Genomic DNA, 22,391 nt, shown 5'->3' with positions numbered 1-22,391 from the left:
TTACTAAAGGTTGTTTTCGCAAACTTTGTTGCTCTTGAAAGTGATTGATTTCCGTTCCAGATGCTCGCTTTATCGCTTAGAAAAAGAACAGATCCTGGTCCTTCGATCTGTTCTTTCTATTTGCCTTCTATTTCTGATGATTTAACGAGTAATTCACCCACGTTTTTGCTTGGAGAAGATCAGCTTTAATTCTCTCTCCAACAACTGCAGCAAGTTTCTTCTCCGCAACCGCCTGCTCGACCTTCGCTACGGTAGAATCAAAAACAACAGCACTGTTCGCTATATCTTTATCCACTGCTTTATCTAGTTCCTTAATCGCTAGTTTAAGAGATATGCCGTCCTTTTCGCTTACTGCTCCTTGAGGAATATAGATTTTCATCATTTGCTTTTCAATATCTTTCAGTACAGTATGTGTCGCCAGAATCGGCTCCTCACCAGGGTTCACCGCTTGCTCACGCCAAGGCCCTTTACCGAGAGCATCTACAGACGGGGCACTCGCTTGGCCGAACGCAAACATGTTCACACCAGATGTTCCATATTTCGCAGACATGACGTCACTCACGCTCGCCATCTCACTTAAGTGATGATAGAACGAGTAGATTCCCGTGTAGTACATCGTTCCTTCTGGCATCAGCTTTTTGCTGTCTGTAACCGTTTTTTGAATGCTGTTAAAGTCGTGACCATACGCTTGCGGGATAACTCCATCGATATCTTCTTTCCAGTCGCTGATCTGTACCGCTTCAGGGCCTGGTTCAGGTGTTGCCGTCAGCATGAACTTTTTGTTCATCTCTTTTGTTTGAACGTGAAGCTTGTCCACAAAATCGTTCTCACGCTCACGCAGCCAATCCAGCCATTTTCCCCACTCATCAGGTGTTGCAGTTGGGGATAGTGTATACGGATCTATTCCAGTCTTCTCTTGATAAAGTAGTTTCGTTGCCTCACTAAACCCGTAGCTCTCTTCAAACTTATGATGAGGGTAACGCATATAATCGATGTTCAGTCCTTTAATGTCATAATCGGCTTGCATCTCTTTGTAAATGTCTAACATAAAATCCTGCACGTCAGGCTGTGCGATATCAAGCCAATAGTAGCGGCTTGCCGTGTCTGGCTTGTACATTCCTGTTGTGTTGCTGCGCTGGATGGCTGCCCACTCTGGATATTTCGCAAACTGAGAAGGAACGCCTATGCTGCTTTCCCCGATCATGAATCCATCGGTCCACGCTTGAATCGTCATGCCACGCTTTTTTCCTTCTTTTACGTAAGCTTCAAGAAGGTCTTTTCCATATTGGCCATAATCAGCATTCGCAAAACGCGGGTGCTGTGCAGGCAGACCATATTTCTCCATAACCTCACTCGGATAGATCGTGTATCCCCAGAATGTTGTTTCTAAATAGACGGAGTTAAAGCCTGCTTTTTCCATACGATCAAGAACTTGATTAACGCCAGCTAAAGTCGTCTCTTCTGGTCGATACCAAATTGCACGCTGTTCTGCTTTATGAGAAGCAAGCGAATAATAGTATGCGTCATAAGCGGATTGTGTTGCTTGTCTTGTTCTGTCCAATGATTTTACAGGATCACTTGTTTTGATCGCTTCTGCTTCAGCTAAAAGTGACTCAGCTTTTTGGATAGCTGCATCGGCTTCTTCAAACGCGACATCTAAGTACTCTGACTTCGCTTTTGCGATTGATAATTTTGCTTGATTGATCGCCTGCTGGCTTTGGTATTGGAAACTCTCTACATCTTGTACGATTTCGACAACACCGTTTGAACTCACATTAACCTTTGCACCAATAATGGAGTTAGAAGAGATCCAGTTGGAATTCACTCCATGTCCACTTACGACAAAACCGTTTTTAGGGATCTTAGAGTTTCCGCCTCCAAGTTTTGTAACAAAACCGTTCTCAACTGTTATTTCATAGCCATACTGATTCGTTTTGGTAGACTCACCGAACGCAGGAGTATAGACGATCAACTGATCGGGTCCGCGGAATCCATCAAACACAGCTCCACCTGGGTTCGATTCTCTGGTAGGGTCTACTGCATGGGACTGTTTTTGTTCACTTTTTTCAGTCGGCTCAGTCAATGTAACCGTTTCTCCCGCTTCCAATTGTGTTAAAAAGTTTCTGATTTCTGCTGTTGAAATATCTCCAGTCGATATAACAATCCCGTTCTCAGGAATAGCGCTGTCACCATCTGTGTTTTTTACAACACGGTATGTATTTACGCCCGTTTTTTCTAAGACTACTTCCATACTTCCTTTTTGTGTTTCGGTGTAATAACTAAATTCATCGTTAAATAAGATCAGCTTGTTATCATTGGCTAGCTGATTTTTGCCGTTGATTGCCATTTGATCGCCTGACTCATCTTTTACGGACAGGACATTATAAGGTACATTTTCTTGCGCTTTAACCGAACCTGACAAGTCAACAGCTGAAAAAACAAGACTTGTAGCAAGGAGAGAACCCGTTAAGACCTTAAATTTTTTCTTCATAATCAGTCTCCTTTTATTGTTTTGGTAACGCTTTCAAATAATTATAATGTCTTTCTAAATTATTTTCACTATTATTATTTTTATGAAATTTATTTTCATTTCATAGCATCCTTAGGACAGACAAGGGATTGCCGTTTGGAAACACGAAAAAAGACCCTGTAAAAAAAGGGTCTATTTACTTATATTTCAAATGTGCTTTTTTCACTAGTGAAAGCGCATTTTCATCTGCAAGAATCGTTACATTCTGATGTTTTTTCAGCGCTGAAGCTGGCAGCTGCTCATCAATTTCATTTGTTGTTAACAATCGCTTCATCACTTCTGCTTTTTTAATGCCTGAAACAAGAAGCAAAATCTGTTTCGCTTTTAAAATGGAAGCGATACCCATTGTAATGGCATGCGTTGGTACTTCTTCTAAACGTTGAAAAAACCGTGCATTCGCTTTTCGTGTTGTTTCAGCAAGCTTAACAATATGGGTGTGTGACGAAAAAGAAGTGCCAGGTTCATTAAATCCGATATGACCGTTGCTTCCGATGCCAAGAATCTGGATGTCCACGCCTTCTCCTCGGTTCAGTTCAACATCATACCGTTCACATTCAGCTTCCAGAAACTCTGCAGTACCATCAGGAATATGTATGTGAGATTCAGGAACGTTAATGTGCGCAAAGAGGTTTTTCTCCATAAAGTAACGGTAGCTGTTGGGGTCTTCGGGATCCATTCCAACATACTCATCAAGATTGTAGGTGCACACGTGATCATACGATGTACCGTTTTTTCTGTAATCTTGGATCAATTCCTTATAAAGTCCAATCGGTGTTCCGCCTGTGGCAAGTCCTAGTTTGCAATCTGGCTTAGATTTGACTTTCTCAATAATGATTCTCGATGCAATTGAGCTCATCTCATGATAATCTTTTACTTCTAAGACTTTCATGCTTCATCATCCCTCCTGTAAGCGATTTTCCCTTTACAAAAAGTCATCACCACTTCAAAGTCTTCGTCCAGAACAACGATGTCGGCATCTTTTCCTGGTGCGAGACTTCCTTTACGGTCAAAAATGTTTAGTTCCTTTGCAGGGTTAGCAGACGTCATCTGAATGATGTCAGAAATCGAACAGCCCGTAAATTGCATCATGTTCTTTACTGCTGTGTTCATCTTGATGATGCTGCCCGCGAGTGTTCCGTCTTTTAAAGTTGCTGTCTCCTTTTGAACGGTTACCTCCTGCCCGCCAAGATCATACTGCCCATCTCCGAGACACTTTGCCCGCATCGCATCTGTCACTAACACGACTTTCTCATTTCCTTTTTGTTTGAAAGTTAAAGAGATGAGCTCTGGCCTAACGTGGATTCCATCCGCGATGAGTTCAGTCGTTAGTTCATCGTGTAAAAGTGCCGCTCCGACAACTCCTGGCTCACGATGATGAAGGCCGCGCATTCCGTTATAAAGGTGTGTGACATGAGAGGCGCCGGCCTTCATTCCTTTAACCACTTCTTCATACGTTGCATCAGAATGCCCGATCGACGCAACTACATTTTTTTCACGGAGATATGAAATGACATCAAGACTTCCCTCAATCTCTGGCGCAATTGTAACGAGCTTAATGTGCCCTGAAGCTAGCTCTTGCAACTGTTTAAAAAGTTCTAAATCAGGTTTGATAATCGCACCAACAGGCTGTGCACCTGCTCTTTTTTCAGAGATAAAGGGGCCTTCCAAATGGATGCCGAGCGTTTCAGCAGTCCCCTCCACTTGCCCCGCTTCAATAAACAAGCCTGCGTTTTCCAATGCTTTTTCAATTTTGCTCTGCTCTTGAGTCATCGTTGTTGCCAGAAAGCTAGTCGTTCCTTCTTGAGGCAAAATTTTTGCAATGGTTTCGAGCGCTTCAAACGTTGCATCCATCGTGTCTGCACCAGCAGCTCCATGAATATGAACATCAATCATGCCTGGAACGATGTGATACGTTTCAGGAAGTTCAATAACCTCTGCTTCCTTATCCCCTAAATGCACGTCATGACCAAAGTCTTTAATTTTTCCTTTTAGTATCGTGATCGTGCCCTGTCTAATAATTTGGTCTTCACCGTAAACCGAAGCGTTCTTTAAAACGATTGTCTTCTCTAACATTACCCTGCCTCCTATAAATAGGTTTGGAGTTTACTAATTTTCCCGTGATTTGATCGCATCTACTGTTTCCATATATTTTTCTTGTCGTTTCTTTTCCGATAAAAAATGCAGACTAATTCGATCAATTAAATACAATGTGCTTAAGTCTAAGCCTGTTAAAAGGCTGTGATTTCTCAGCGGGTGTACAGTCCACAAAATTGCATCTGAGAGCTTGGTTAAAGGAGTTTCCCCGAACGCTGTAAAAGCAACAATCACCGCTCCATTTTCTTTTCCTTTGAACACAGACTGAAGCAGATCTGCCGTTTGCCCCGAACGCGAGAAAGCGATGATTACATCATCTTGCTGCAGCAGTGTACTTCGAATAATCATTAAATGTGGATCTGTAACGGCTTCACATATAAAACCCATCCGGCTTAAACGATAGTTTAATTCTTGCGCCGCTAACCCAGAGCTTCCGAGTCCATAAATAAAGATGCGCTTTGCTTTTGTGATGTAGTTTAAAACTTTCTGAAGCTGTTCACTGTCTTCAAGATTCTGGACGTCAGTCAACATATCTCGATAAGAGGAAAAAAGCTGCTGTTCGATCCCCTCTTCTTCCTTTGATCCTGAACCTCCAGCAAGCCGCACTTTCATCTCTACAAAATTCCGGCAAGATACCTTTTTCGCAAATCGGGTGATCGAGCTGATTGAAACGCCTGTTGTATCTGCGAGCTCCTGAATATGGCTTCTTGAGGCTTTTTCAGGATTTGCTAAAATGTAATTCGCTATTTTCTTTTCCTTATCAGATAGCGTCGAGAAAACGCTTTGTATTTCTTTGAGTAATGAAGCCATTAATAAACATCCTTTTTATTTCGGAATTTGAGCAACAAAACGAGCTGTGATCTGCTGCGGGCGCGTAATCGCACCGCCTACCACAACAGAATAAGCACCAATTTCGAGTACATCCCTTACCATCTCAGGAGTCATAATGTTGCCTTCTGCAATAACGGGAAGCTCTACTTCTTTTAATACCTCTTTTAAAAATTGAAAATCATTTTCATACAGTTTGTGCTCTTTAGATTCCTCCGTGTAGCCATAAAGAGTAGTAGATACACAGTCAAAACCTAGTTCCACAGCATTCTTGGCTTCTACAACAGAAGAGATGTCAGCCATGAGCTGCACGTTTGGATTCTTTGCGCGAGCGTATGAAACAAGATCTTCTAATTCCAGTGAATTTGGTCTTACTCGTGACGTTGCGTCTATTGCAATCATTTCACAGCCGCTCTCAATTAATTCATCTACTTCTTTTTTTGTTGCGGTGATATAGATTTCGCTGTCTTCATAATCTCTCTTCACAATCCCGATAACAGGCAGATCCACTTCCTGTTTGATAGCGAGTATATCTTCTTTGGAGTTCGCACGAATCCCAGATGCACCGCCTTCTTTTGCCGCAAGAGCCAGTTTGGACATAATGAATGAACTATGCAACGGTTCATTTTCTAAAGCTTGGCATGATACGACTAGACCTTTTTTAATTTGATTTAACATAACATTCCCCTGTCATATAGATTTAGTGAAAATATTCGTCAATTTATTAATATTATCGGTAACTATTTTCTCTTTGCTTATAAAATAGCACATTTTAATAGTTGCTAACAGGGGGGATTTTCATAGTTAAAGAATTTAATGGGGTACCGTTAGCCGTTTACGGTACGTGTTCTTTTATTTATTACACGTTCGCGCAGCGAGGAGTTAGTTTCGCTCAATGGACCGGTCGTTTCGCTCCAATCGCACAACGTTTCGCCCCAATCACCCTCCTTTTCGCGCACAAGCATCATCAGACAATCCCCCATACAAAAAAACAACCGGAATACCTTATTCCGGTTGCTTCATCTTCTCTATAGTGTTGGATGCGACACAATAAATCGCGCATCACCGTCCATTGCAAAGGTTTTTATTGTTGAAGGCACAATAAAGTGGTCTCCTTTTTCAAATGAGGAAGTCGTTTCACCATCTACCTTCAATTCTCCCTCACCATCCAGCACGCTAACTAATAAATACGATGGATTTTCCACTTCCGCTACCGCTCCGGACAGATTCCAGTGGTACACGGTAAAATAACTTTCCTTCACCAGCTTTTTAATTCTAAGATCATCATTCCCTGATAAAACAGGCTCGAAATTAGCATCCTCATGCGGGATCATCGCTACTTCAATCGATTTTTCAATGTGGAGTTCACGCGTGTTACCAGCATCATCGAGGCGGTCGTAATCATACACGCGATACGTAACATCTGAACTTTGCTGCGTTTCAAGAATCATCGTTCCCGCGCCAATCGCATGAATCGTTCCGTTCGGTACGTACACGAAGTCACCCGGTTTGATCGCAACTTTGCGAAGCAGCTCGTCCCAGCGGTTTTCGGCAACCATCTGCTCAAATTGAAGCTTGGAACTCGCATGATGACCATAAACGAGTTCTGCACCCGGTTCACAGTCAATCACGTACCAGCATTCTGTCTTACCAAAAGCTTCTCCTTCTACTTCACGCGCATACGAGTCATCAGGGTGTACTTGCACAGATAAATCCGTTTTCGCATCTAAAATTTTCACAAGCAACGGAAAATCTTCACCCTCTTGGTCAGCAAACAGCTCGCGATGCTCGTCCCAAACTTGATTGAGCGTCTTTCCTTTTAATGGACCGTTCACCACTTCACTTGGTCCATGTGAATGAGCGGAAATTCCCCAGCACTCACCGGTTGTTTCAGTAGGAATATCATAGCCGAATTCTTGACGGAGTTTCGTACCGCCCCAGATCCGGTCTTTAAAAACAGGTTTAAAAAAAATAGGTTCTTTATACACGATTTCACATCTCCCTATATGGGTATTCTCCCTCCCATTTTAAACGTTTGTTTAAAGATAAACCACCTGTGCGGCAAAATTTCGGACTAGAAATGATTACTATCGGGAATCTATGTATGTAGGTTTGATTTTAGAGCGGTTTCATATATACTAGACCTTTATAAATATACAAATATTCTGATTAATTTTACATAAAAAGACAGGAGATATTGACGATGAAATTTACCCTAGAGCCACTCGGCGACAACAGTTTAATCATTGAACTCGGGCTTGATATAAGCCGTGAAATCCAGCAAAAAGTCAAAAAAGTCTCCTCTTTCTTTGAAGAGCATTCCTTTGACTGGGTCATTGAAACAGTACCTGGTTTTACGACCGTTGCTGTCTTTTATGATCCATTAAAAATAAACAGTGACACTCTTCCCTATGAAAAAGTTTGCGAAGAATTGACAACTCACTTAGAAAAATTAGACGTCGATGAAGACGCCGAGCCGCGTATCGTAGAGATTCCAGTGTGTTATGGCGGAGAATTCGGATCTGATCTAGAGAGCGTCGCAGATCACAACGGACTTTCGACTGACGAAGTAATCGATATTCATTCGAATGGAGAGTATATCGTTTATATGATCGGGTTTGCTCCAGGCTTTCCCTATATCGGCGGTATGAGTGAAAAAATCGCGGCTCCAAGACGAAGTAATCCTAGACTTAAGATACCTGCTGGATCCGTTGGGATTGCAGGTAAACAAACGGGTGTGTATCCAATCGAAACACCAGGCGGCTGGCAGCTGATCGGAAAAACACCGCGAAAACTTTTTCTTCCTGAAGGCGAAACCCCTTCTCTTTTACAAGCAGGAGATCGAATTAAATTTGTGCCGATCTCAATCGAAGAATTTCAAAAAATGGAGGAGGACGAAAAATGATCAAAATTACAAAACCAGGCCTCCTAACGAGTGTTCAAGATTTAGGCCGTTACGGGTATCAAAAATACGGTGTCATCACGAGCGGTGTCATGGACACGACAGCACATCGGATAGCAAATCTGCTAGTTGGAAATGATGAAAAAGAAGCTACTTTAGAGCTTACGCTGCTCGGTCCAGATATGGAGTTTTCCGAGGATACTTTGATTTCGATCTGCGGTGGAAATCTGTCTCCTTCTATTAATGGTAAATCGGTAAAGCTTTGGCGTTCGGTGCTTGTGAAAGCAGGCAGCAAGCTAAAGTTCGGCGGATGCAAAACTGGATGCCGTGCATATCTTGCGGTCGCGGGCGGTTTTGATGTACCAGAAGTGATGAACAGCAAATCAACATACATACGAGCAGGAATTGGCGGGCACAACGGAAAAGCCCTGCAAAACGATGATGAGCTTTCTGTTGGAGAGCTTAATGAACTTTCTCGCCAGATTTCTGGAGTTTTAGCTGAAGAAGTCAAAGAGAATTCGTTTGCTGAGATGCAATGGACCATTTCGTCAGATTTTATCGTTTCTTCCGTTTCTAAACCGAATGTTCGCGTGATGAAAGGCAGACAATATGAATGGTTCACAAAGGACAGCCAAATGAAGCTTTTCACTGAACACTTTGAAGTAACATCACAGTCTGACCGCATGGGCTACCGTTTAAAAGGGCCAGAACTCTCACTTGAAAACGAACAAGAAATGCTTTCGGAAGCGGTGAGTTTCGGGACCATTCAAGTGCCATCAGAAGGGAATCCGATCGTACTGCTCGCTGACCGCCAAACAACAGGCGGCTATCCGAAGATCGGACAGATCGCGACAGTCGACCTATCAATCATGGCGCAGCTCAAGCCTGGCGATAAAGTACAGTTCGTTGAAGTTTCACACGAAGTGGCACAACAACTCTACTTAGATCGAGAAAAGAAATTACACCAGCTGAAACAAGGGATCGCACTCAAAATACGACAAAAAACAAAGTAAACTAGGAGGAACAGTATGAAGAAAGAGTCAAAAGCTAGCGTTCTGCTGGGTGCCGCGTTTTTAATGGCCACATCAGCGATCGGACCAGGATTTTTAACACAAACAACGCATTTCACGTCCATTCTCGCCGCAAGTTTTGGTTTTGTTATTTTAACTTCTATTATTATCGATATTGGTGCTCAGATGAACATTTGGCGAATTGTTGCCGTATCTGAAAAAAGAGCACAGGATATTGCAAACGATGTGCTTCCTGGGCTAGGGTTCTTCTTGGCCGCCTTGATCGTTATCGGTGGATTGGCCTTTAACATCGGAAACGTTGCCGGAGCTGGATTAGGGTTAAATGTCTTATTCGGTGTCTCTGCTGAGATGGGAGCGTTGCTAAGTGGTGTAATTGCCATTTTAATATTCGTCGTGCGTGAGGCCGGAAAAGCGATGGACCGTTTTACACAAGTGGCCGGGTTCGTCATGATCGGATTGACAGTGTATGTCATGTTCACAGCTCAGCCTCCTGTTGGCGAGGCCGTTGCGAAAACGTTCGTTCCGGATACAATTGATGTTCTTGCGATCGTAACATTAGTTGGGGGAACAGTCGGCGGCTACATCACATTTGCTGGTGCTCACCGATTGCTAGATGCAGGTATTAAAGGAAAAGAAAGTTTAGGAGAAGTTACACGCGGTTCTATTTCAGCAATTGGGATTGCTTCTGTCATGCGTATCTTCTTGTTCCTAGCCGCTCTTGGAATCGTAGCGCAAGGCTTGCAGCTGGATCCTAACAACCCTCCAGCATCAGTTTTTAAGTTAGCAGCTGGAAATGTCGGTTATAAAATGTTTGGTGTTGTTATGTGGGCCGCGGCCATTACATCGGTTGTTGGTGCAGCCTACACGTCCGTTTCGTTTATTCGAACGTTCAATGCAACGCTAGAAAAATATCATAAATGGATCATCATCGGATTTATCGCGGTTTCAACCATTGTATTTGCATTAGTTGGAAAACCAGTTGCCATCCTAATCTTAGTTGGTGCTTTAAATGGTCTTATTTTACCGATAGCACTAGGTGTTATGCTGGTTGCAGCACACAAGAAAAAAATTGTTGGCGACTATAAACACCCGGTGTGGATGACGATTTTCGGAGGCGTGATTGTTGTCATCATGGCCGCTATGAGTGTGTATATGCTGTACACAGAAATTCCAAAGCTATTCGCATAGTTTCTTATAAAAGGGGGAGCTTTTATGAAAGAACTAGATAGATTGAACCCAGCTGAGGCACGGGATCTGATCCGGCGCGGAGAATGGGTGAAGCCGACAAGCGGACTCGCAAACGGCTATACGCAAGGAAACTTAGTCGTGCTGCCGAAAGAGCTGGCGTTTGACTTTCTTCTGTTTTGCCAGCGAAACCCGAAGCCCTGTCCAGTGCTTGATGTAACTGAACCTGGTTCCGCAGTTCCAGCACTAGTGGCGCCAGATGCGGATCTGCGCGTGGATATTCCAAAGTACCGCGTCTATCGTGGCGGAGAATTGGCGGAAGAGCGAAACGACATCAAGGAACTCTGGAATGAAGACATGGTCGGCTTTTTGCTTGGCTGCAGCTTTACGTTCGAGCATGCCTTGATGAATAACGGCATCCCCGTTCGTCATATTGAGCGCGGATGCAATGTACCGATGTTTAAAACGAACATTCAATGTGTGAAAGCTGGGCGTTTTGAAGGTCCGATGGTAGTAAGCATGCGTCCGATTCCTGAACAAGATGTTGTGCGAGCTGTTCAAGTGACGAGCCGCTTCCCTTCTGTTCACGGTGCGCCTGTTCATATAGACAATCCCGAAGCGATCGGCATTCATGATCTGTATCAGCCCGATTTTGGTGACCCTGTCCAGATTCATGACGGCGAAGTTCCCGTGTTTTGGGCATGCGGTGTAACGCCTCAAGCCGTTGCGATGCATGTAAAGCCAGAGATCATGATCACACATGCACCTGGGCACATGTTTATCACCGATGTTCGGGATGAGAAGTATGGGATTTTGTAAATTTGAAGAAAGAACAACCGGAATTTTAATCATTCCGGTTGTTTTTTTTGCTATTTAGAGGTGGTGTGAACGCTATATCTTTGAAGCTAGTGAGATATCAACGCTAGCTAGATGGATATCAACGCTAGCTAGATGGATATCAACACAAGCTAGGTGGATATCAACACATAAGATGAATATATCAACAATTTCAATGAATATATCAACAATAAGTATTTTATGAACAATTCCTGCACAAAAAGGACTGACCCACACTTGGACCAGCCACATCTCTATTTTTCCGGATGAACCACCGTGTTCAGCAATCCCCCGATTATAATCATCATCGCAGAGAGATAAAACCACAGCATCAACACGACGAGACCTGCCACTTGCCCGTATAACGCGGAATAGTTGTTCCCGCTCACATATGAGGCAAAGCCCATCGAAACGAGCTGCCAGCCGATCGTCGCAAAAAACGCACCTGGAAGTACTTTGCGAAACCCTAGTTTGATGCTCGGGGCAAACGAATACAGCACGATAAAGAAGGTCAGCAGAAATACGGTCCCGATCCCCCACTGTACGATGATCCAGAGCTTTTGAAACGCTACATTAGAAAAAATGCCCTCTAAATATACACGCAGCACTTTTTCAAAAATCGGAACAATTACCGAGAAAAGCACGGCAATCATGAACCCTATTGTTAACAGCAAGCTTTCTGCGATTTGCTTCAGCATGTTTTCTTCATTTCTTACTTCATACGCATCATTCAATATGCGCTTCATGCATTGAAAACCCATGGATGATAGCCACAACGTTATGATCAAACTGAACGACAGCAGATTTCCCTCTTGTTTCATAACGGTGTAGGATAACGTTTTTTCAATCAATGCGTATGTGCTGTCTGGCGCATACGGCTGAATTAGCTCCAATATATTTTCTTCGCGCAGCGGCAAATACGTCAGCAGCGAATAGATCACCAATAAAAACGGAAAGACCGACATTAAGAAGTAATACGCCATCTGCGCTGACAGATCGTAAACCCTTAATTTAAAGAATCGGTCGCTTAATTTATTTAGGACTTCAATGATATTCATGTTGCAACACCTCTTATCTATGCCAGTCCTTAAAAGTAGTAACTATAATATATACGCAAAAAGTTGTCCAATCAGATCACTTTTTTTAAGAAAGACCTAATTAGGGCTGTTATCATATCGATGTTGCATTTGAAAGTGGTTGCTTTCCGTTCCAGGTGCTCGCTTTCCGCGGGGCAGGCGGTGAGCCACATTCGTAACGGTTCACTCTTAAGTGTCTCACCTGCCGGCCTGTCCCGCAGGAGTCTCGCACCTTGCACTCCAATCAACTTTTCAATGAAGAGAAAGAACAAAATTACTTAAAATCTACAACTTTTAGATAAGAGTCATTTTATAGTTCCCCGCCACTTACCTTAAGCAAGTTAATGTCATTACCATCCAAAATCCTGTAAGCTTTAAACATTACTTTTGTTAGATGGGAATGACACCACATATGGAAACGACACAAAATTATAAACATTCTACGATTGTTGCCTTGCTTCTTGCAGGTACGTTTATTGCGATACTCAATCAGACGCTGATGATTACTGCGATTCCGCCAATTATGAAAGAGATGAACATAACGGCCAACAGCGCTCAGTGGCTGACGACCGTTTTTATGCTTGTAAATGGGATAATGATTCCGGTGAGCGCCTTTCTGCTCGAGCGGTTCACGACAAGACAGCTTTTTATCACAGCAATGAGTGTATTCGCGTTCGGTACACTTGTGGCGGGCCTCGCGCCAAACTTTGAGATGCTGCTGCTTGGAAGGGTTATTCAATCCAGTGGAGCGGGCGTTATGCTACCTCTTATGCAAACCGTATTTCTTATGATTTTTCCAGTGAACAAACGGGGATCAGCGATGGGTTTAGTCGGGCTCGTCATTTCGTTCGCGCCTGCAATCGGACCCGCTTTATCAGGATGGGTCACGTCCCATTATTCATGGCGAGTGCTGTTCTTCATTATCTTGCCGATTGCGATCATTGATATCGTCATCGCTTTCTTCGCACTGAAAAATGTGACAGAGACGGCTAAAACGAAAGTGGATGTTTTATCAATCATCCTCTCTTCATTCGGTTTCGGAGGTTTGCTGTACGGGTTTACATGTGCCGGAAATCTAGGTTGGACAGCAACACCAACATTGCTCTGGCTCGTGATCGGTGTAATCGCACTCGTACTCTTCATCACAAGACAACTGCGATTAGCGCATCCCATGCTTGAATTCCGTGTGTTCGCTAATTCTATCTTTCCGCTCACGGTTATTATCGGGATGATCACGTTTATGGGATTGATTGGAGCTGAGACGATTATTCCGCTATTCATGCAAAACATGAGAGATTTCACTGCGTTTGAAGCAGGACTCGCTCTTTTACCAGGCGCACTGATAACTGGACTTTTGTCACCGATCACGGGAAGGCTTTTCGATAAGTTCGGCGCACGATGGCTTGCGTTTACGGGATTAGTCATTATTACGGGATCATCCTTCGCGTTCGCTACGTTGAGTCCATCAACATCGTTTACCTTCATCACAGTACTGTACGGGGTGCGGATGTTTGGACTCGCGATGGTCATGATGCCTGTTGCAACAGCGGGCTTAAACCGGTTGCCGAAACGATTGATTCCACATGGTGCGGCTATGGATAATACGATGAAGATGATTGCCGCATCAGTCGGCACAGCCATTTTGGTTACCGTAATGACAACAACAGCCTCGACCGCAGTACAAAATCCAGAAATTTCTCACCCGGATATGTACGGGGCAAACATGGCTTTTATCGTCGTAGCTGTTCTATCCTTAATCGGCCTTGTTATCTCTTTCTTCATAAAGGAAAAGCAAAAAGAAGCAGAAGGCAGCTGATCCCAGCTGCCTTCTTTATGTTAAATTATTGTAATTTAACTGAATATTTCGTGACAATCTATCTTTCATAAGTAATACTTAATATAGATAGCACTTTATCCATCTAAACCATTAAATTTCTTAATGTTATATAACATGTTAAAAGGAGGCTTGTATTTTGAATACGATTCAACAAAAATTAGCTGGAATTTTAGTTAACGAAGCTCCCTCCCTAGCTGAAAAAATCATTGGCCGACGCTTTGAGAAATACCCCGTAAAAGAAAATCAGCTGTTTGATCTTCAGTCCTCTGTTGATTACATCACGAAGTTTGTTCAACTATTAGGAAGTTCCCTTTTGCTGTCTTCAGATGTAAAAGAGGAAGGCCTTAAAGTGTGGTCGACCCATACCGCTCAATATGCGCTTCAGTATGGTCAGTCCCTTGATATTGCTATGCAGCCAAACCTTTTTATTCGGTCAGAACTCATAAGAGTGATCGCTCGACTATCTGAAGAAGAAGGTTACACGGTAAAAGAAACGATTGCGCTTGTTCAAGATCTTAACCAAATGCTTGATCTCTGCTTTCAATGCTTTACCGAAACCTACATGGAGAGTATTTTGCAAGCGATATAAAGCGAAAAGACACTTAATCTTAGTGATGAAGTGTCTTTTTTCACGTGTATAGAAACTCTTCTTTGTTTTCTAATATAACAACTTGTTGATTAGATTCTTTGGCGATTCTCTTCGTTTGTTCAACAAGATGAGCAATTTGTGCGGAAGCTTGTTTAGCCCCCTTTACTAAAAGCGGCACTCCGATGAAATCAATACCAAGTCTTCTGGAAAACAATCCACCAAACGTCATGGCCAGCGGGACTGTCGGTGATGTGTTGGAAAAGATGATTCTTTCACCTGTCGTGCTTCTATTCTCTAAAAGTTCAAATAAATTTTTCAGACCAGGAACAAAAATTTTTGACCTCCCCCGGCCTACCGTATAGACGGAATGACCATCCTCATCATTTCCGTGAAAGATGATCGTCCCCATATCGGACGTATTCAATTTATTGAAGTATGGCACGTTAAGTATCTGTTCTTTTGAAGGCTCCACATTTCGGGGCAGCTTGTTAAGATGAAATGCCGCAGCGAGTGACGTGGTATGCGTTCCTCCGTAATCATTATAAATATAAATCATTCCATACAGCTCCTAAGGTTACTTCATCCATCATTCTCTCCGTTTGACCTTCTGAAGATACCTTCCTTCATAAAGTTGCAATTCAAATCGTTAGAAGGGATATTTGTCGAAATGTCGAAGAGTTCTTCATAAACATTCGGACACTGTTCGAGGAGGCACTCATATGGAAGGTTGTAGAGAACTTGGAACAAAAATTATCAATAACAGCAAGCAACTTGTAGACCGATTATCGCCGATCGAGAACTTAGAAGCGAACTATACGAACTATTTAATAAAGTTACCCTATTGGATGGAAACGCTATTCTCCTATTTAGGGCAATCTCTTATGGAAGAAGGAAATTTGGTCGAGGAAAAGATCCAAAGGTGGGCTAACGCATTCGGGCAGCGCTCGTCTGAAAGTGAGATACCGCTCGATCACGCCCTTCACTTTATCTTTGAAACTCGCGTAGTTATTTGTGAGTTTTTAGAGGAAGAATCCATTACCGCTGATACCGTTACTAAAATCTGCAACAATATTCATCTACAGATTGATCTAGCAGCCCGTTCCATTGTCACTCACTATACGACATTTATGCATAACACAAAAAAAGCGCTTCAGCATACGAATCGGAATCTGGATATCTCCATTGCTGAGTTGAACAACATTCGAACTGCGCTCTTTGAAGCTACGATTTTTTCGATAACCGATAAAGATAATCATATCATTCAAGTGAACGACCACTTCTGCAGATTAACCAAATATGATCGAAACGAGTTGATCGGCCAAGATCACGGCAAAATCTTCGTATCAGGCGTTCATTCTGACGAATACCTAGATCATATCAAACAAGAAATTAAGGCCGGCCGAGTTTGGAACGGTGAGATCTGCAATAAAGCAAAAGACGGCTCTCTTTATTGGGTCGATACGACGATTATTCCGTTTCTAGATCCAGAGGGAGTCGCATATCAGCACATCTCGATTCAGTACGATGTCACAGAAAAGAAGAAAACAGAAGAAATTTTACTAAAGTCAGAAAAAGTCTCCTTAATCGGTGACTTGGCCGCTGGCATCGCACATGAGATCCGCAACCCGCTTACGTCCATCGGCGGACTCGTTCAGCTTTTCAATGAGTCAGATCCTGAAAAGAACGCTTTTTATAAAGACATTATCCTGACCGAGATTAACCGCATCAACTTTATCGTGAGCGAACTGATGGTCCTGGCAAAACCGCATGCCGTCTATTTCAGCTGGTTCAACATCACAGACAGTGTTCAAAACGTCATAGATCTCATGCAGCCTGAAGCGAACTTGAGAAACGTCGTCATCTCATTTGAAAAACAAGACCGTATTCCACTCGTTTATGGGGAGAAAAATCAGCTTACTCAAGTGATCATCAACATGATTAAAAACGCGATGGAAGCTCTGCCGAATGGCGGAAGAATTCAGTTATCCGCTGCGTCATCTGGTGACAACATTGTACTTTACATAAAAGATAACGGAGTCGGTATGACCGAAGAACAAAAAAAGAGGTTGGGTGAACCTTTTTATACAACCAAATTTAACGGAACAGGACTTGGACTAATGGTTTGCTTCAAAATCATTCAGAATCACCGGGGCACGATTGAGGTGGATAGCGTATTTAACGAAGGAACCACTTTTACGATTACACTGCCTATGCATTCTGCTGCGAATGTCGAACCTTGAAAGCTGATCACTTAACGTAAGAGAGGAAAAAGGTGCTCAGAAATAGCGAAATCCTGTGCATCTTTTTAAACGTTTGTTTAAAAAATGATGAATTTTTCCTAACGTGAATTTATTTAATATAACGTGAAATTATTGTGTTTATCGTGAAATTATAGAGATTATCGTGAATATAATTCAATTAATGTGAATATATTTTTGCGTGTTCATCCAAAACAATCAAAGAACAGTTATGTCTCTCCGAAAAACACAATCATCGCCTACGCAACACGCTCAATATAGGAATCTACTAAACAATTCTCTTATTTCACCACTACCTGCTTTTTTTAAATGATTTTAGAAAAAAAATACAAAAAAAGATGCTCACAGATTCGGAAATCCTGAGCATCTTTTTTAAACGTTTGTTTAAAAAATCATGTTCGCTACTAAAAGTGAAACTAATCCTACGAACCAACAGATTGTGGTTGGGACCGACCACACCATGATTTGTTCTTTTACATCTCTAATCCCTAGCATTCGGTTTACAACCCAGAAAAGGCTATCGTTAAAATACGAGAATACCATTGATCCCATCGCTGCTGCTTGAGCGGCTAGTGCCATGTTGACATCAAGCTGTGATAGAATTGGCGCGGAAATGGATGCAGCCGTAATCATCGCAACCGTTCCGCTTCCTTGTACTAAACGTACGATCGTGGCTACAAAGAAAGGAATCAAGATCGCTGGCAATGCAAGGCCTGCAATACTTTCCGCAATATAGTTACCTGCTCCGCTTTCACGAAGAACATTTCCAAGGGCACCGCCTGCACCTGTTACTAAAAGGATAATCCCTGCAGTTTGAATTCCCTCTTCCATTCGATCAAGCGATTCAGAACGGCTCAAGTTTCCTGCTAGAGCATATATCGCGACAATTAATCCAATGCTGACTGCGATAATCGGTTTACCTAAGAAAATCAGAACACCGTAGAATCCGGATGTTAATTCAAGCGCCGCTAAGGTTGTATTTAAAAAGATTAGTAGTATTGGCAGAACGATTGGTAATAATGAGCGGCCAAGTGATGGAAGATCATGTTCTCTCGCGCTTGCTAATTCGATGAACTCTTGATAGGCTGCTTGTTTATTTGGGCGTGTAAAACCTAACTCTGAATCATCTGGCACTTGATAGATTCTTTTGCCTATCCATTTTGCATACAATACACCTGCAATCATCGTCGGTATGGCGAACAAAAGACCAAGTCCGATCATAAGACCAATATCGACTCCAAAAATCCCTGCTACACCTAACGGACCAGGAGTTGGCGGTACTAGGGAGTGCGTGATGACGAGTCCGACTGCTAGCGCAACACCTAATGAAACGACTGACTTCCCTGTTTTCTTAGATAGTGCTTTTACAAGTGGATTTAAAATAACAAACGCTGAGTCTACAAAGATTGGAATGGAAACAACGTAACCCGCAATCGCCATCGCCCATTCTTCTTTTTTTCTTCCTACTGCTTTAATCAGAGAATAAGCTAATGTTTCTGCAGCTCCCGATACTTCTAGAATCCGTCCAATCATAACACCGAGACCAATAACGATACCAATAGATGCTAACGTACTGCCGAAACCTGCTGAAATGGTATCTGCCACTTTTCCAGGTTCCATTCCACCCACAAGACCCGCGATAGATGCTGCAATAAGTAAAGCTAAGAAAGCGTGAACCTTTGTTTTTAAAACGAGAAAAATTAATGCAATAACCCCAAGAACTAACCCAGCTACCATTTGTGCTCCTGAAACTTCCATTCAATTAACCCCCTTTAATGTAAGCGCTTTTATTTTATCGGAATAATAGTGAAGGGCTCTTACACCCTTCACATTATGGAATAAACCTTTTTACAAACTGTTTGCTGTAAACTTTGGTGCGTATTGAGCAGCAAGCTTAATGCACTCTTCCATACTTGTGCTTTCCGCAATGTTCTTTCCTGCAATATCAAATGCCGTTCCATGGTCTACAGAAGTTCTTAAGAATGGAAGACCATTCGTAATAGATATGGTTCTATGAAAATCTGTCATTTTTGCCGCGATATGTCCTTGGTCATGATAAAGAGATAGTACAGCGTCGTATTTTCCGTTTAAAGCTTGGAAGAAAACAGAGTCTGCTGGAACAGGACCTACCGCGTTGATCCCGTCTGCTACTGCCATCTCAATACCTGGCTTGATTTGTTCTACTTCTTCCCAACCGAAAAGACCGCCTTCACCGCTATGCGGGTTTAAACCAGCAACAGCCCATCTTCTGTTTTCAACGCCTAGGCGAGCGAGCGCTCGATCACAACGGATTAAGTAATCATGCACACGTTCTTTCGTCATGGCCGCAATGGCATCTTTCAATGATAAGTGACGCGTTAAGAAGAAAATTCGCATTCCTTTTACTTCAAACATCGTTAACGGGTCGTTTGAGCCAGCAAGAGCTTCAAGCATTTCCGTGTGACCGATATATGGAACGTTCGCTGCTTTTAGAGATTCTTTGTTGATCGGCGTTGTTGCAAGTGCTTTTACTTCCCCAGCTGTCGCAAGTTCTACCGCTTTTTTGATGTATTCAAAAGCTCCCTGTCCGCCTTGTGCAGAAACTTCACCGTACTGAAGCTGATTCATATCAATGTTGTTTAAGTTGATCACATCAACTGTACCTAGTTCGTACTTTCCTTCTGCTGGTGCGTTTACCTCGTTAATCGTAAGGTCCGCTCCAACAATCTCGATTGCTTTTTGGAGTACAGCAGCATCCCCGATCACGAGTGGTTTACATACATCGTAAATTTCTTTTTTAGCAAGAGATTTCATCGTGATTTCTGGCCCAATACCTGCTGGATCACCCATTGGAATAGCGATAATGGCTCTTTCAGTGGTTGTTGTTTTCGTTGCTGTTGTCATGTTTTTTCCTCCTTAGGAATCTATAAAATGTTATTGGACTTGTTTGGTAGAAGTTTGATTCGCTAAAAGATGTTTAACAATGGTATGAATCGCTTTTTTGTCGCCAACCATACCGCCTTTAGTAGCGAGTGGTATGCCATCAAAGTATCCTCCGATGAACTGACCGTATGCTACAAGAGGAAGCACCTCGTCTTTCAGCTTGATACCTTCAGCTCTTCCTACTGAACATAGAGACGCTGTAACATCGCCTCCACTGGAGAAGCAGCCGCCGATCTCATAGTTGGTAGACTGAATAACGATTCGTGTAATTTTCCCTAATCCATCCGCGATTCTTTTCGCTAATTGATCTTGGCTGACGCCTTGCTCTTCCGCTAAACGTTTCAGATCTAATTGCTTGGATGATGGCGAATTCGTGGTGATAATCAGGATATCTTGCTCATGTATCTCTTCTAAAGCCTCGTTCACCACACGCTCGACCTCTGCTTCCCAGCTGTCTGATAGACTTGCTAATTTTTCCGCATTCACATAGACCGGATTAGCATTCGTTTTATCAATGAGGTATGTCAATTGTTGAGCACTTAATGAAGTCACGCTGCCAACAGTGACGATAATCTTTTTACTTTGTGTGTGCTGACTCGAGTACGCTTTTGCATAAAGAGCGGTTAGTGGGCCTGGATCAACAGGAACAAGTTTGTAGTCCTCAATCAATGCCATTGCATGAGCTATATCTTCAATTTCTTCATCTGTCACTGCATCGAGCACGAGAATGCGATTGCCTGCCTTTATACTTTTCTTTAAATCTTGTAAAATAGTTTCTTTTCCTTGCAGGACGGTTTCAAGACCAATGTGTGCAACAGCGTGTACACTTTGTTTTCTTATAATAGAAGGAACGTACGATTCAGTCAGTGGCGTAACCGGGTCTTTCGCCACATCTGTGGCTTGAACCGGCACACCGTTTACGAGTAAGTAGCCGCCTGATGTGATGCGGCCTGATTCTGGAAACGATGCTACAACTACCGCAATCGACTGTTCTCCTAGTCCATGTAGAACATTATCAATCTCAATGCCGATGTTTCCTCTTACCGTACTGTCTATTCGCTTGCAGATTACGTCTGCTCCCCAACGCTGAAGATTGTTTAATGCTGTTTTGATTCTCATTTCGGAAACATCTTTTCGTGCATACCTGCTATCTGTGTCGATACAAACTGCATTGTAGCTTCCTGAAGCAGGCTCCTGATCGTAATAGACCATCGTCGCTGCTTCAAATCCCTGTTTTATGAGCTTTACTCCAGTTGCATTGGCACCTGTTAGATCATCCGCAATGACGCCAACTTTCATTCCTGCTCACCACCTTCAACGGTTACTACATCCAAGTATTCATTCAGTTTTTCTTCGGTTTCTTCTGAAATACCGCGATCCGTAATTAACCCGTGTATTTGTGTGAGATCGCATACTTTCGTAAGTGACTTTTGGTCAAACTTGCTGGAGTCAGCTACTAGCCATGTTTTTTCCGACGCTTCAATCATGAGCTTTTTTATGGAAGCCTTTTCAAAAGTTGGTGCTGTAACACCCGCTTTAAAATCAATGGCATGAGCTCCTAGGAAAAATACATCAACATGAATGTTCCTTAACATCAGTTCGGTTAAGGGACCGAATAAAGTACCAACATTATTTTGAAGTTCTCCGCCAGTAACAATCACTTTCACGTCGGTATCAGTAAGCTCGGCTGCAATCTTAATGTCATTCGTAACAACAGTGATCGTCTTTTTGTCTTTTAGTAGTTTCGCAATCTCTAGCGTTGTCGTCCCTGAATCTAAAAGAATTGTTGCGTGTTCTTGAATGAACTCCACGGCTTTTTTTGCAATCATCTTCTTGCGGTCATTGAACTTGCCTTCTTTTGTTCGGAATGAAGTTTCAATAACCAATGGTTTGTTTAGAATTGCACCGCCATGTGTTCTAATGATCTGATTGTTCTCTTCAAGGTAAGCAAGATCACGGCGAATCGTCATCGCTGAAACATTTAATTCACTTACCAAGTGTTCAATATCTATTTTTCCGTTTGTATTTAACTGTTTAAGAATTTGTTCTCTACGTTCTTTAGGCATCATCTTCATCACCTTTGTTAATTTCAAACACTTTATATCTTTTATATTGTTCTAAATGAACATTATTGTCAATAGTTTTGTTTAAAGTAAACAAAATATATTTGAGCTGGTGCATTCATTTACTAATGTGAATTTATTTCATTTAACGTGGAATTATTGAAATTAATGTGGATATTTTTTTGATGTTCATTTAAAACAAACACTTCAAGCTTATGTCTACCTCAAAAACACATGCG

21 protein-coding genes are annotated in these 22,391 nt (G+C 42.5%); 7 read left to right on the top strand and 14 right to left on the bottom strand.

Going from position 1 to position 22,391, the window contains the following annotated elements:
• Nucleotides 1-127 precede the first annotated feature (127 nt).
• From QUF49_RS03250 to manA, 7 genes are all read right to left on the bottom strand, one after another.
• Nucleotides 128-2,491 (bottom strand): glycoside hydrolase family 10 protein, encoded by a 2,364-nt coding sequence (locus QUF49_RS03250; RefSeq protein WP_289494313.1) that lies wholly within the window; start codon nucleotides 2,489-2,491, stop codon nucleotides 128-130.
• Nucleotides 2,492-2,666: 175 nt separating this feature from the next.
• Nucleotides 2,667-3,419: a glucosamine-6-phosphate deaminase gene (gene nagB / locus QUF49_RS03245; protein WP_289494312.1), complete on the bottom strand. Its 753-nt coding sequence runs from the start codon at nucleotides 3,417-3,419 to the stop codon at nucleotides 2,667-2,669.
• On the bottom strand, nucleotides 3,416-4,603 hold the full coding sequence (nagA, locus tag QUF49_RS03240) for an N-acetylglucosamine-6-phosphate deacetylase (RefSeq protein ID WP_289494311.1): 1,188 nt from the start codon (nucleotides 4,601-4,603) through the stop codon (nucleotides 3,416-3,418). Before nagA ends, nagB begins: the two co-directional genes overlap by 4 nt.
• A 33-nt stretch (nucleotides 4,604-4,636) precedes the next feature.
• A complete protein-coding gene (locus QUF49_RS03235) occupies nucleotides 4,637-5,434 on the bottom strand; it encodes a MurR/RpiR family transcriptional regulator (RefSeq protein WP_289494310.1) in 798 nt (265 codons plus the stop codon).
• A gap of 15 nt (nucleotides 5,435-5,449) precedes the next feature.
• Complete coding sequence (locus QUF49_RS03230; protein ID WP_289494309.1) at nucleotides 5,450-6,130, bottom strand: N-acetylmannosamine-6-phosphate 2-epimerase; 681 nt, start codon at nucleotides 6,128-6,130, stop codon at nucleotides 5,450-5,452.
• Nucleotides 6,131-6,279: 149 nt separating this feature from the next.
• Nucleotides 6,280-6,420, bottom strand: a complete 141-nt coding sequence (locus QUF49_RS03225; RefSeq protein WP_289494308.1) for a hypothetical protein — start codon at nucleotides 6,418-6,420, stop codon at nucleotides 6,280-6,282.
• 60 nt (nucleotides 6,421-6,480) lie between these two features.
• Entirely contained in the window at nucleotides 6,481-7,440 is a 960-nt protein-coding gene (gene manA, locus QUF49_RS03220; protein WP_289494307.1) for a mannose-6-phosphate isomerase, class I, read from the bottom strand.
• A 215-nt stretch (nucleotides 7,441-7,655) separates the two neighbouring features.
• On the opposite strand from manA, the gene pxpB reads away from it, so the two are divergent.
• Genes pxpB through QUF49_RS03200 form a run of 4 tightly spaced genes read left to right on the top strand, consistent with a single transcriptional unit; the run spans nucleotide 7,656 to nucleotide 11,389 of the window.
• The gene (gene pxpB / locus QUF49_RS03215; protein ID WP_289494306.1) at nucleotides 7,656-8,357 is read left to right on the top strand and encodes a 5-oxoprolinase subunit PxpB; all 702 of its coding nucleotides are present in this window, start codon (nucleotides 7,656-7,658) and stop codon (nucleotides 8,355-8,357) included.
• Nucleotides 8,354-9,367 carry a biotin-dependent carboxyltransferase family protein gene (locus tag QUF49_RS03210; protein WP_289494305.1) on the top strand — a complete coding sequence of 338 codons (1,014 nt, stop codon included), beginning with the start codon at nucleotides 8,354-8,356 and terminating at the stop codon, nucleotides 9,365-9,367. The genes pxpB and QUF49_RS03210 overlap by 4 nt, the downstream gene beginning before the upstream one ends.
• 15 nt (nucleotides 9,368-9,382) lie before the next feature.
• Entirely contained in the window at nucleotides 9,383-10,573 is a 1,191-nt protein-coding gene (locus QUF49_RS03205) for an NRAMP family divalent metal transporter (protein WP_289494304.1), read from the top strand.
• A gap of 24 nt (nucleotides 10,574-10,597) precedes the next feature.
• Nucleotides 10,598-11,389 carry a putative hydro-lyase gene (locus QUF49_RS03200; RefSeq protein ID WP_289494303.1) on the top strand — a complete coding sequence of 264 codons (792 nt, stop codon included), beginning with the start codon at nucleotides 10,598-10,600 and terminating at the stop codon, nucleotides 11,387-11,389.
• Nucleotides 11,390-11,661: 272 nt separating this feature from the next.
• On the opposite strand, the gene QUF49_RS03195 is transcribed toward QUF49_RS03200, so the two are convergent.
• Together QUF49_RS03195 and QUF49_RS03190 are read right to left on the bottom strand one after the other, a co-directional pair.
• Entirely contained in the window at nucleotides 11,662-12,465 is an 804-nt protein-coding gene (locus QUF49_RS03195) for a YihY/virulence factor BrkB family protein (RefSeq protein ID WP_289494302.1), read from the bottom strand.
• 112 nt (nucleotides 12,466-12,577) lie between these two features.
• A complete protein-coding gene (locus QUF49_RS03190) occupies nucleotides 12,578-12,715 on the bottom strand; it encodes a hypothetical protein (RefSeq protein ID WP_289494301.1) in 138 nt (45 codons plus the stop codon).
• 180 nt (nucleotides 12,716-12,895) lie between these two features.
• On the opposite strand from QUF49_RS03190, the gene QUF49_RS03185 reads away from it, so the two are divergent.
• Both QUF49_RS03185 and QUF49_RS03180 read left to right on the top strand, forming a co-directional pair.
• Complete coding sequence (locus QUF49_RS03185) at nucleotides 12,896-14,299, top strand: DHA2 family efflux MFS transporter permease subunit (protein WP_289494300.1); 1,404 nt, start codon at nucleotides 12,896-12,898, stop codon at nucleotides 14,297-14,299.
• Nucleotides 14,300-14,456: 157 nt separating this feature from the next.
• Nucleotides 14,457-14,909, top strand: a complete 453-nt coding sequence (locus tag QUF49_RS03180; RefSeq protein ID WP_289494299.1) for a hypothetical protein — start codon at nucleotides 14,457-14,459, stop codon at nucleotides 14,907-14,909.
• 40 nt (nucleotides 14,910-14,949) lie between these two features.
• On the opposite strand, the gene QUF49_RS03175 is transcribed toward QUF49_RS03180, so the two are convergent.
• Nucleotides 14,950-15,465: a DUF3189 family protein gene (locus tag QUF49_RS03175; RefSeq protein WP_289494298.1), complete on the bottom strand. Its 516-nt coding sequence runs from the start codon at nucleotides 15,463-15,465 to the stop codon at nucleotides 14,950-14,952.
• Between the two features lie 163 nt (nucleotides 15,466-15,628).
• Here QUF49_RS03175 and QUF49_RS03170 point away from each other — a divergent pair, with 163 nt between their 5' ends.
• Nucleotides 15,629-17,149, top strand: a complete 1,521-nt coding sequence (locus QUF49_RS03170; RefSeq protein ID WP_289494297.1) for an ATP-binding protein — start codon at nucleotides 15,629-15,631, stop codon at nucleotides 17,147-17,149.
• 402 nt (nucleotides 17,150-17,551) lie between these two features.
• Here QUF49_RS03170 and QUF49_RS03165 read toward each other — a convergent pair whose 3' ends face one another.
• The 4 genes from QUF49_RS03165 to QUF49_RS03150 form a co-directional block, all read right to left on the bottom strand.
• A complete protein-coding gene (locus tag QUF49_RS03165) occupies nucleotides 17,552-18,925 on the bottom strand; it encodes a GntP family permease (RefSeq protein WP_289494296.1) in 1,374 nt (457 codons plus the stop codon).
• A gap of 90 nt (nucleotides 18,926-19,015) precedes the next feature.
• Nucleotides 19,016-20,050, bottom strand: coding sequence for a 4-hydroxythreonine-4-phosphate dehydrogenase PdxA (pdxA, locus tag QUF49_RS03160; RefSeq protein WP_289494295.1), 1,035 nt, complete (start codon nucleotides 20,048-20,050; stop codon nucleotides 19,016-19,018).
• A gap of 30 nt (nucleotides 20,051-20,080) precedes the next feature.
• A complete protein-coding gene (locus QUF49_RS03155; protein ID WP_289494294.1) occupies nucleotides 20,081-21,388 on the bottom strand; it encodes a four-carbon acid sugar kinase family protein in 1,308 nt (435 codons plus the stop codon).
• Nucleotides 21,385-22,182: a DeoR/GlpR family DNA-binding transcription regulator gene (locus QUF49_RS03150; protein WP_353958296.1), complete on the bottom strand. Its 798-nt coding sequence runs from the start codon at nucleotides 22,180-22,182 to the stop codon at nucleotides 21,385-21,387. Before QUF49_RS03150 ends, QUF49_RS03155 begins: the two co-directional genes overlap by 4 nt.
• Nucleotides 22,183-22,391 lie beyond the last annotated feature (209 nt).

The organism is Fictibacillus sp. b24, assembly GCF_030348825.1.
GTDB lineage: Bacteria > Bacillota > Bacilli > Bacillales > Fictibacillaceae > Fictibacillus.
This window is presented reverse-complemented; position numbering and strand designations above follow the sequence as displayed.

Excerpts from the sequence above, each read along its gene's own strand:
- QUF49_RS03250 (WP_289494313.1), bottom strand. The coding sequence starts at position 2,491 with ATGAAGAAAAAATTTAAGGTCTTAACGGGTTCTCTCCTTGCTACAAGT.
- nagB (WP_289494312.1), bottom strand. The coding sequence starts at position 3,419 with ATGAAAGTCTTAGAAGTAAAAGATTATCATGAGATGAGCTCAATTGCA.
- nagA (WP_289494311.1), bottom strand. The coding sequence starts at position 4,603 with ATGTTAGAGAAGACAATCGTTTTAAAGAACGCTTCGGTTTACGGTGAA.
- QUF49_RS03235 (WP_289494310.1), bottom strand. The coding sequence starts at position 5,434 with ATGGCTTCATTACTCAAAGAAATACAAAGCGTTTTCTCGACGCTATCT.
- QUF49_RS03230 (WP_289494309.1), bottom strand. The coding sequence starts at position 6,130 with ATGTTAAATCAAATTAAAAAAGGTCTAGTCGTATCATGCCAAGCTTTA.
- QUF49_RS03225 (WP_289494308.1), bottom strand. The coding sequence starts at position 6,420 with ATGATGCTTGTGCGCGAAAAGGAGGGTGATTGGGGCGAAACGTTGTGC.
- pxpB (WP_289494306.1), top strand. The coding sequence starts at position 7,656 with ATGAAATTTACCCTAGAGCCACTCGGCGACAACAGTTTAATCATTGAA.
- QUF49_RS03210 (WP_289494305.1), top strand. The coding sequence starts at position 8,354 with ATGATCAAAATTACAAAACCAGGCCTCCTAACGAGTGTTCAAGATTTA.
- QUF49_RS03205 (WP_289494304.1), top strand. The coding sequence starts at position 9,383 with ATGAAGAAAGAGTCAAAAGCTAGCGTTCTGCTGGGTGCCGCGTTTTTA.
- QUF49_RS03200 (WP_289494303.1), top strand. The coding sequence starts at position 10,598 with ATGAAAGAACTAGATAGATTGAACCCAGCTGAGGCACGGGATCTGATC.
- QUF49_RS03195 (WP_289494302.1), bottom strand. The coding sequence starts at position 12,465 with ATGAATATCATTGAAGTCCTAAATAAATTAAGCGACCGATTCTTTAAA.
- QUF49_RS03185 (WP_289494300.1), top strand. The coding sequence starts at position 12,896 with ATGGAAACGACACAAAATTATAAACATTCTACGATTGTTGCCTTGCTT.
- QUF49_RS03175 (WP_289494298.1), bottom strand. The coding sequence starts at position 15,465 with ATGATTTATATTTATAATGATTACGGAGGAACGCATACCACGTCACTC.
- QUF49_RS03170 (WP_289494297.1), top strand. The coding sequence starts at position 15,629 with ATGGAAGGTTGTAGAGAACTTGGAACAAAAATTATCAATAACAGCAAG.
- QUF49_RS03165 (WP_289494296.1), bottom strand. The coding sequence starts at position 18,925 with ATGGAAGTTTCAGGAGCACAAATGGTAGCTGGGTTAGTTCTTGGGGTT.
- pdxA (WP_289494295.1), bottom strand. The coding sequence starts at position 20,050 with ATGACAACAGCAACGAAAACAACAACCACTGAAAGAGCCATTATCGCT.
- QUF49_RS03155 (WP_289494294.1), bottom strand. The coding sequence starts at position 21,388 with ATGAAAGTTGGCGTCATTGCGGATGATCTAACAGGTGCCAATGCAACT.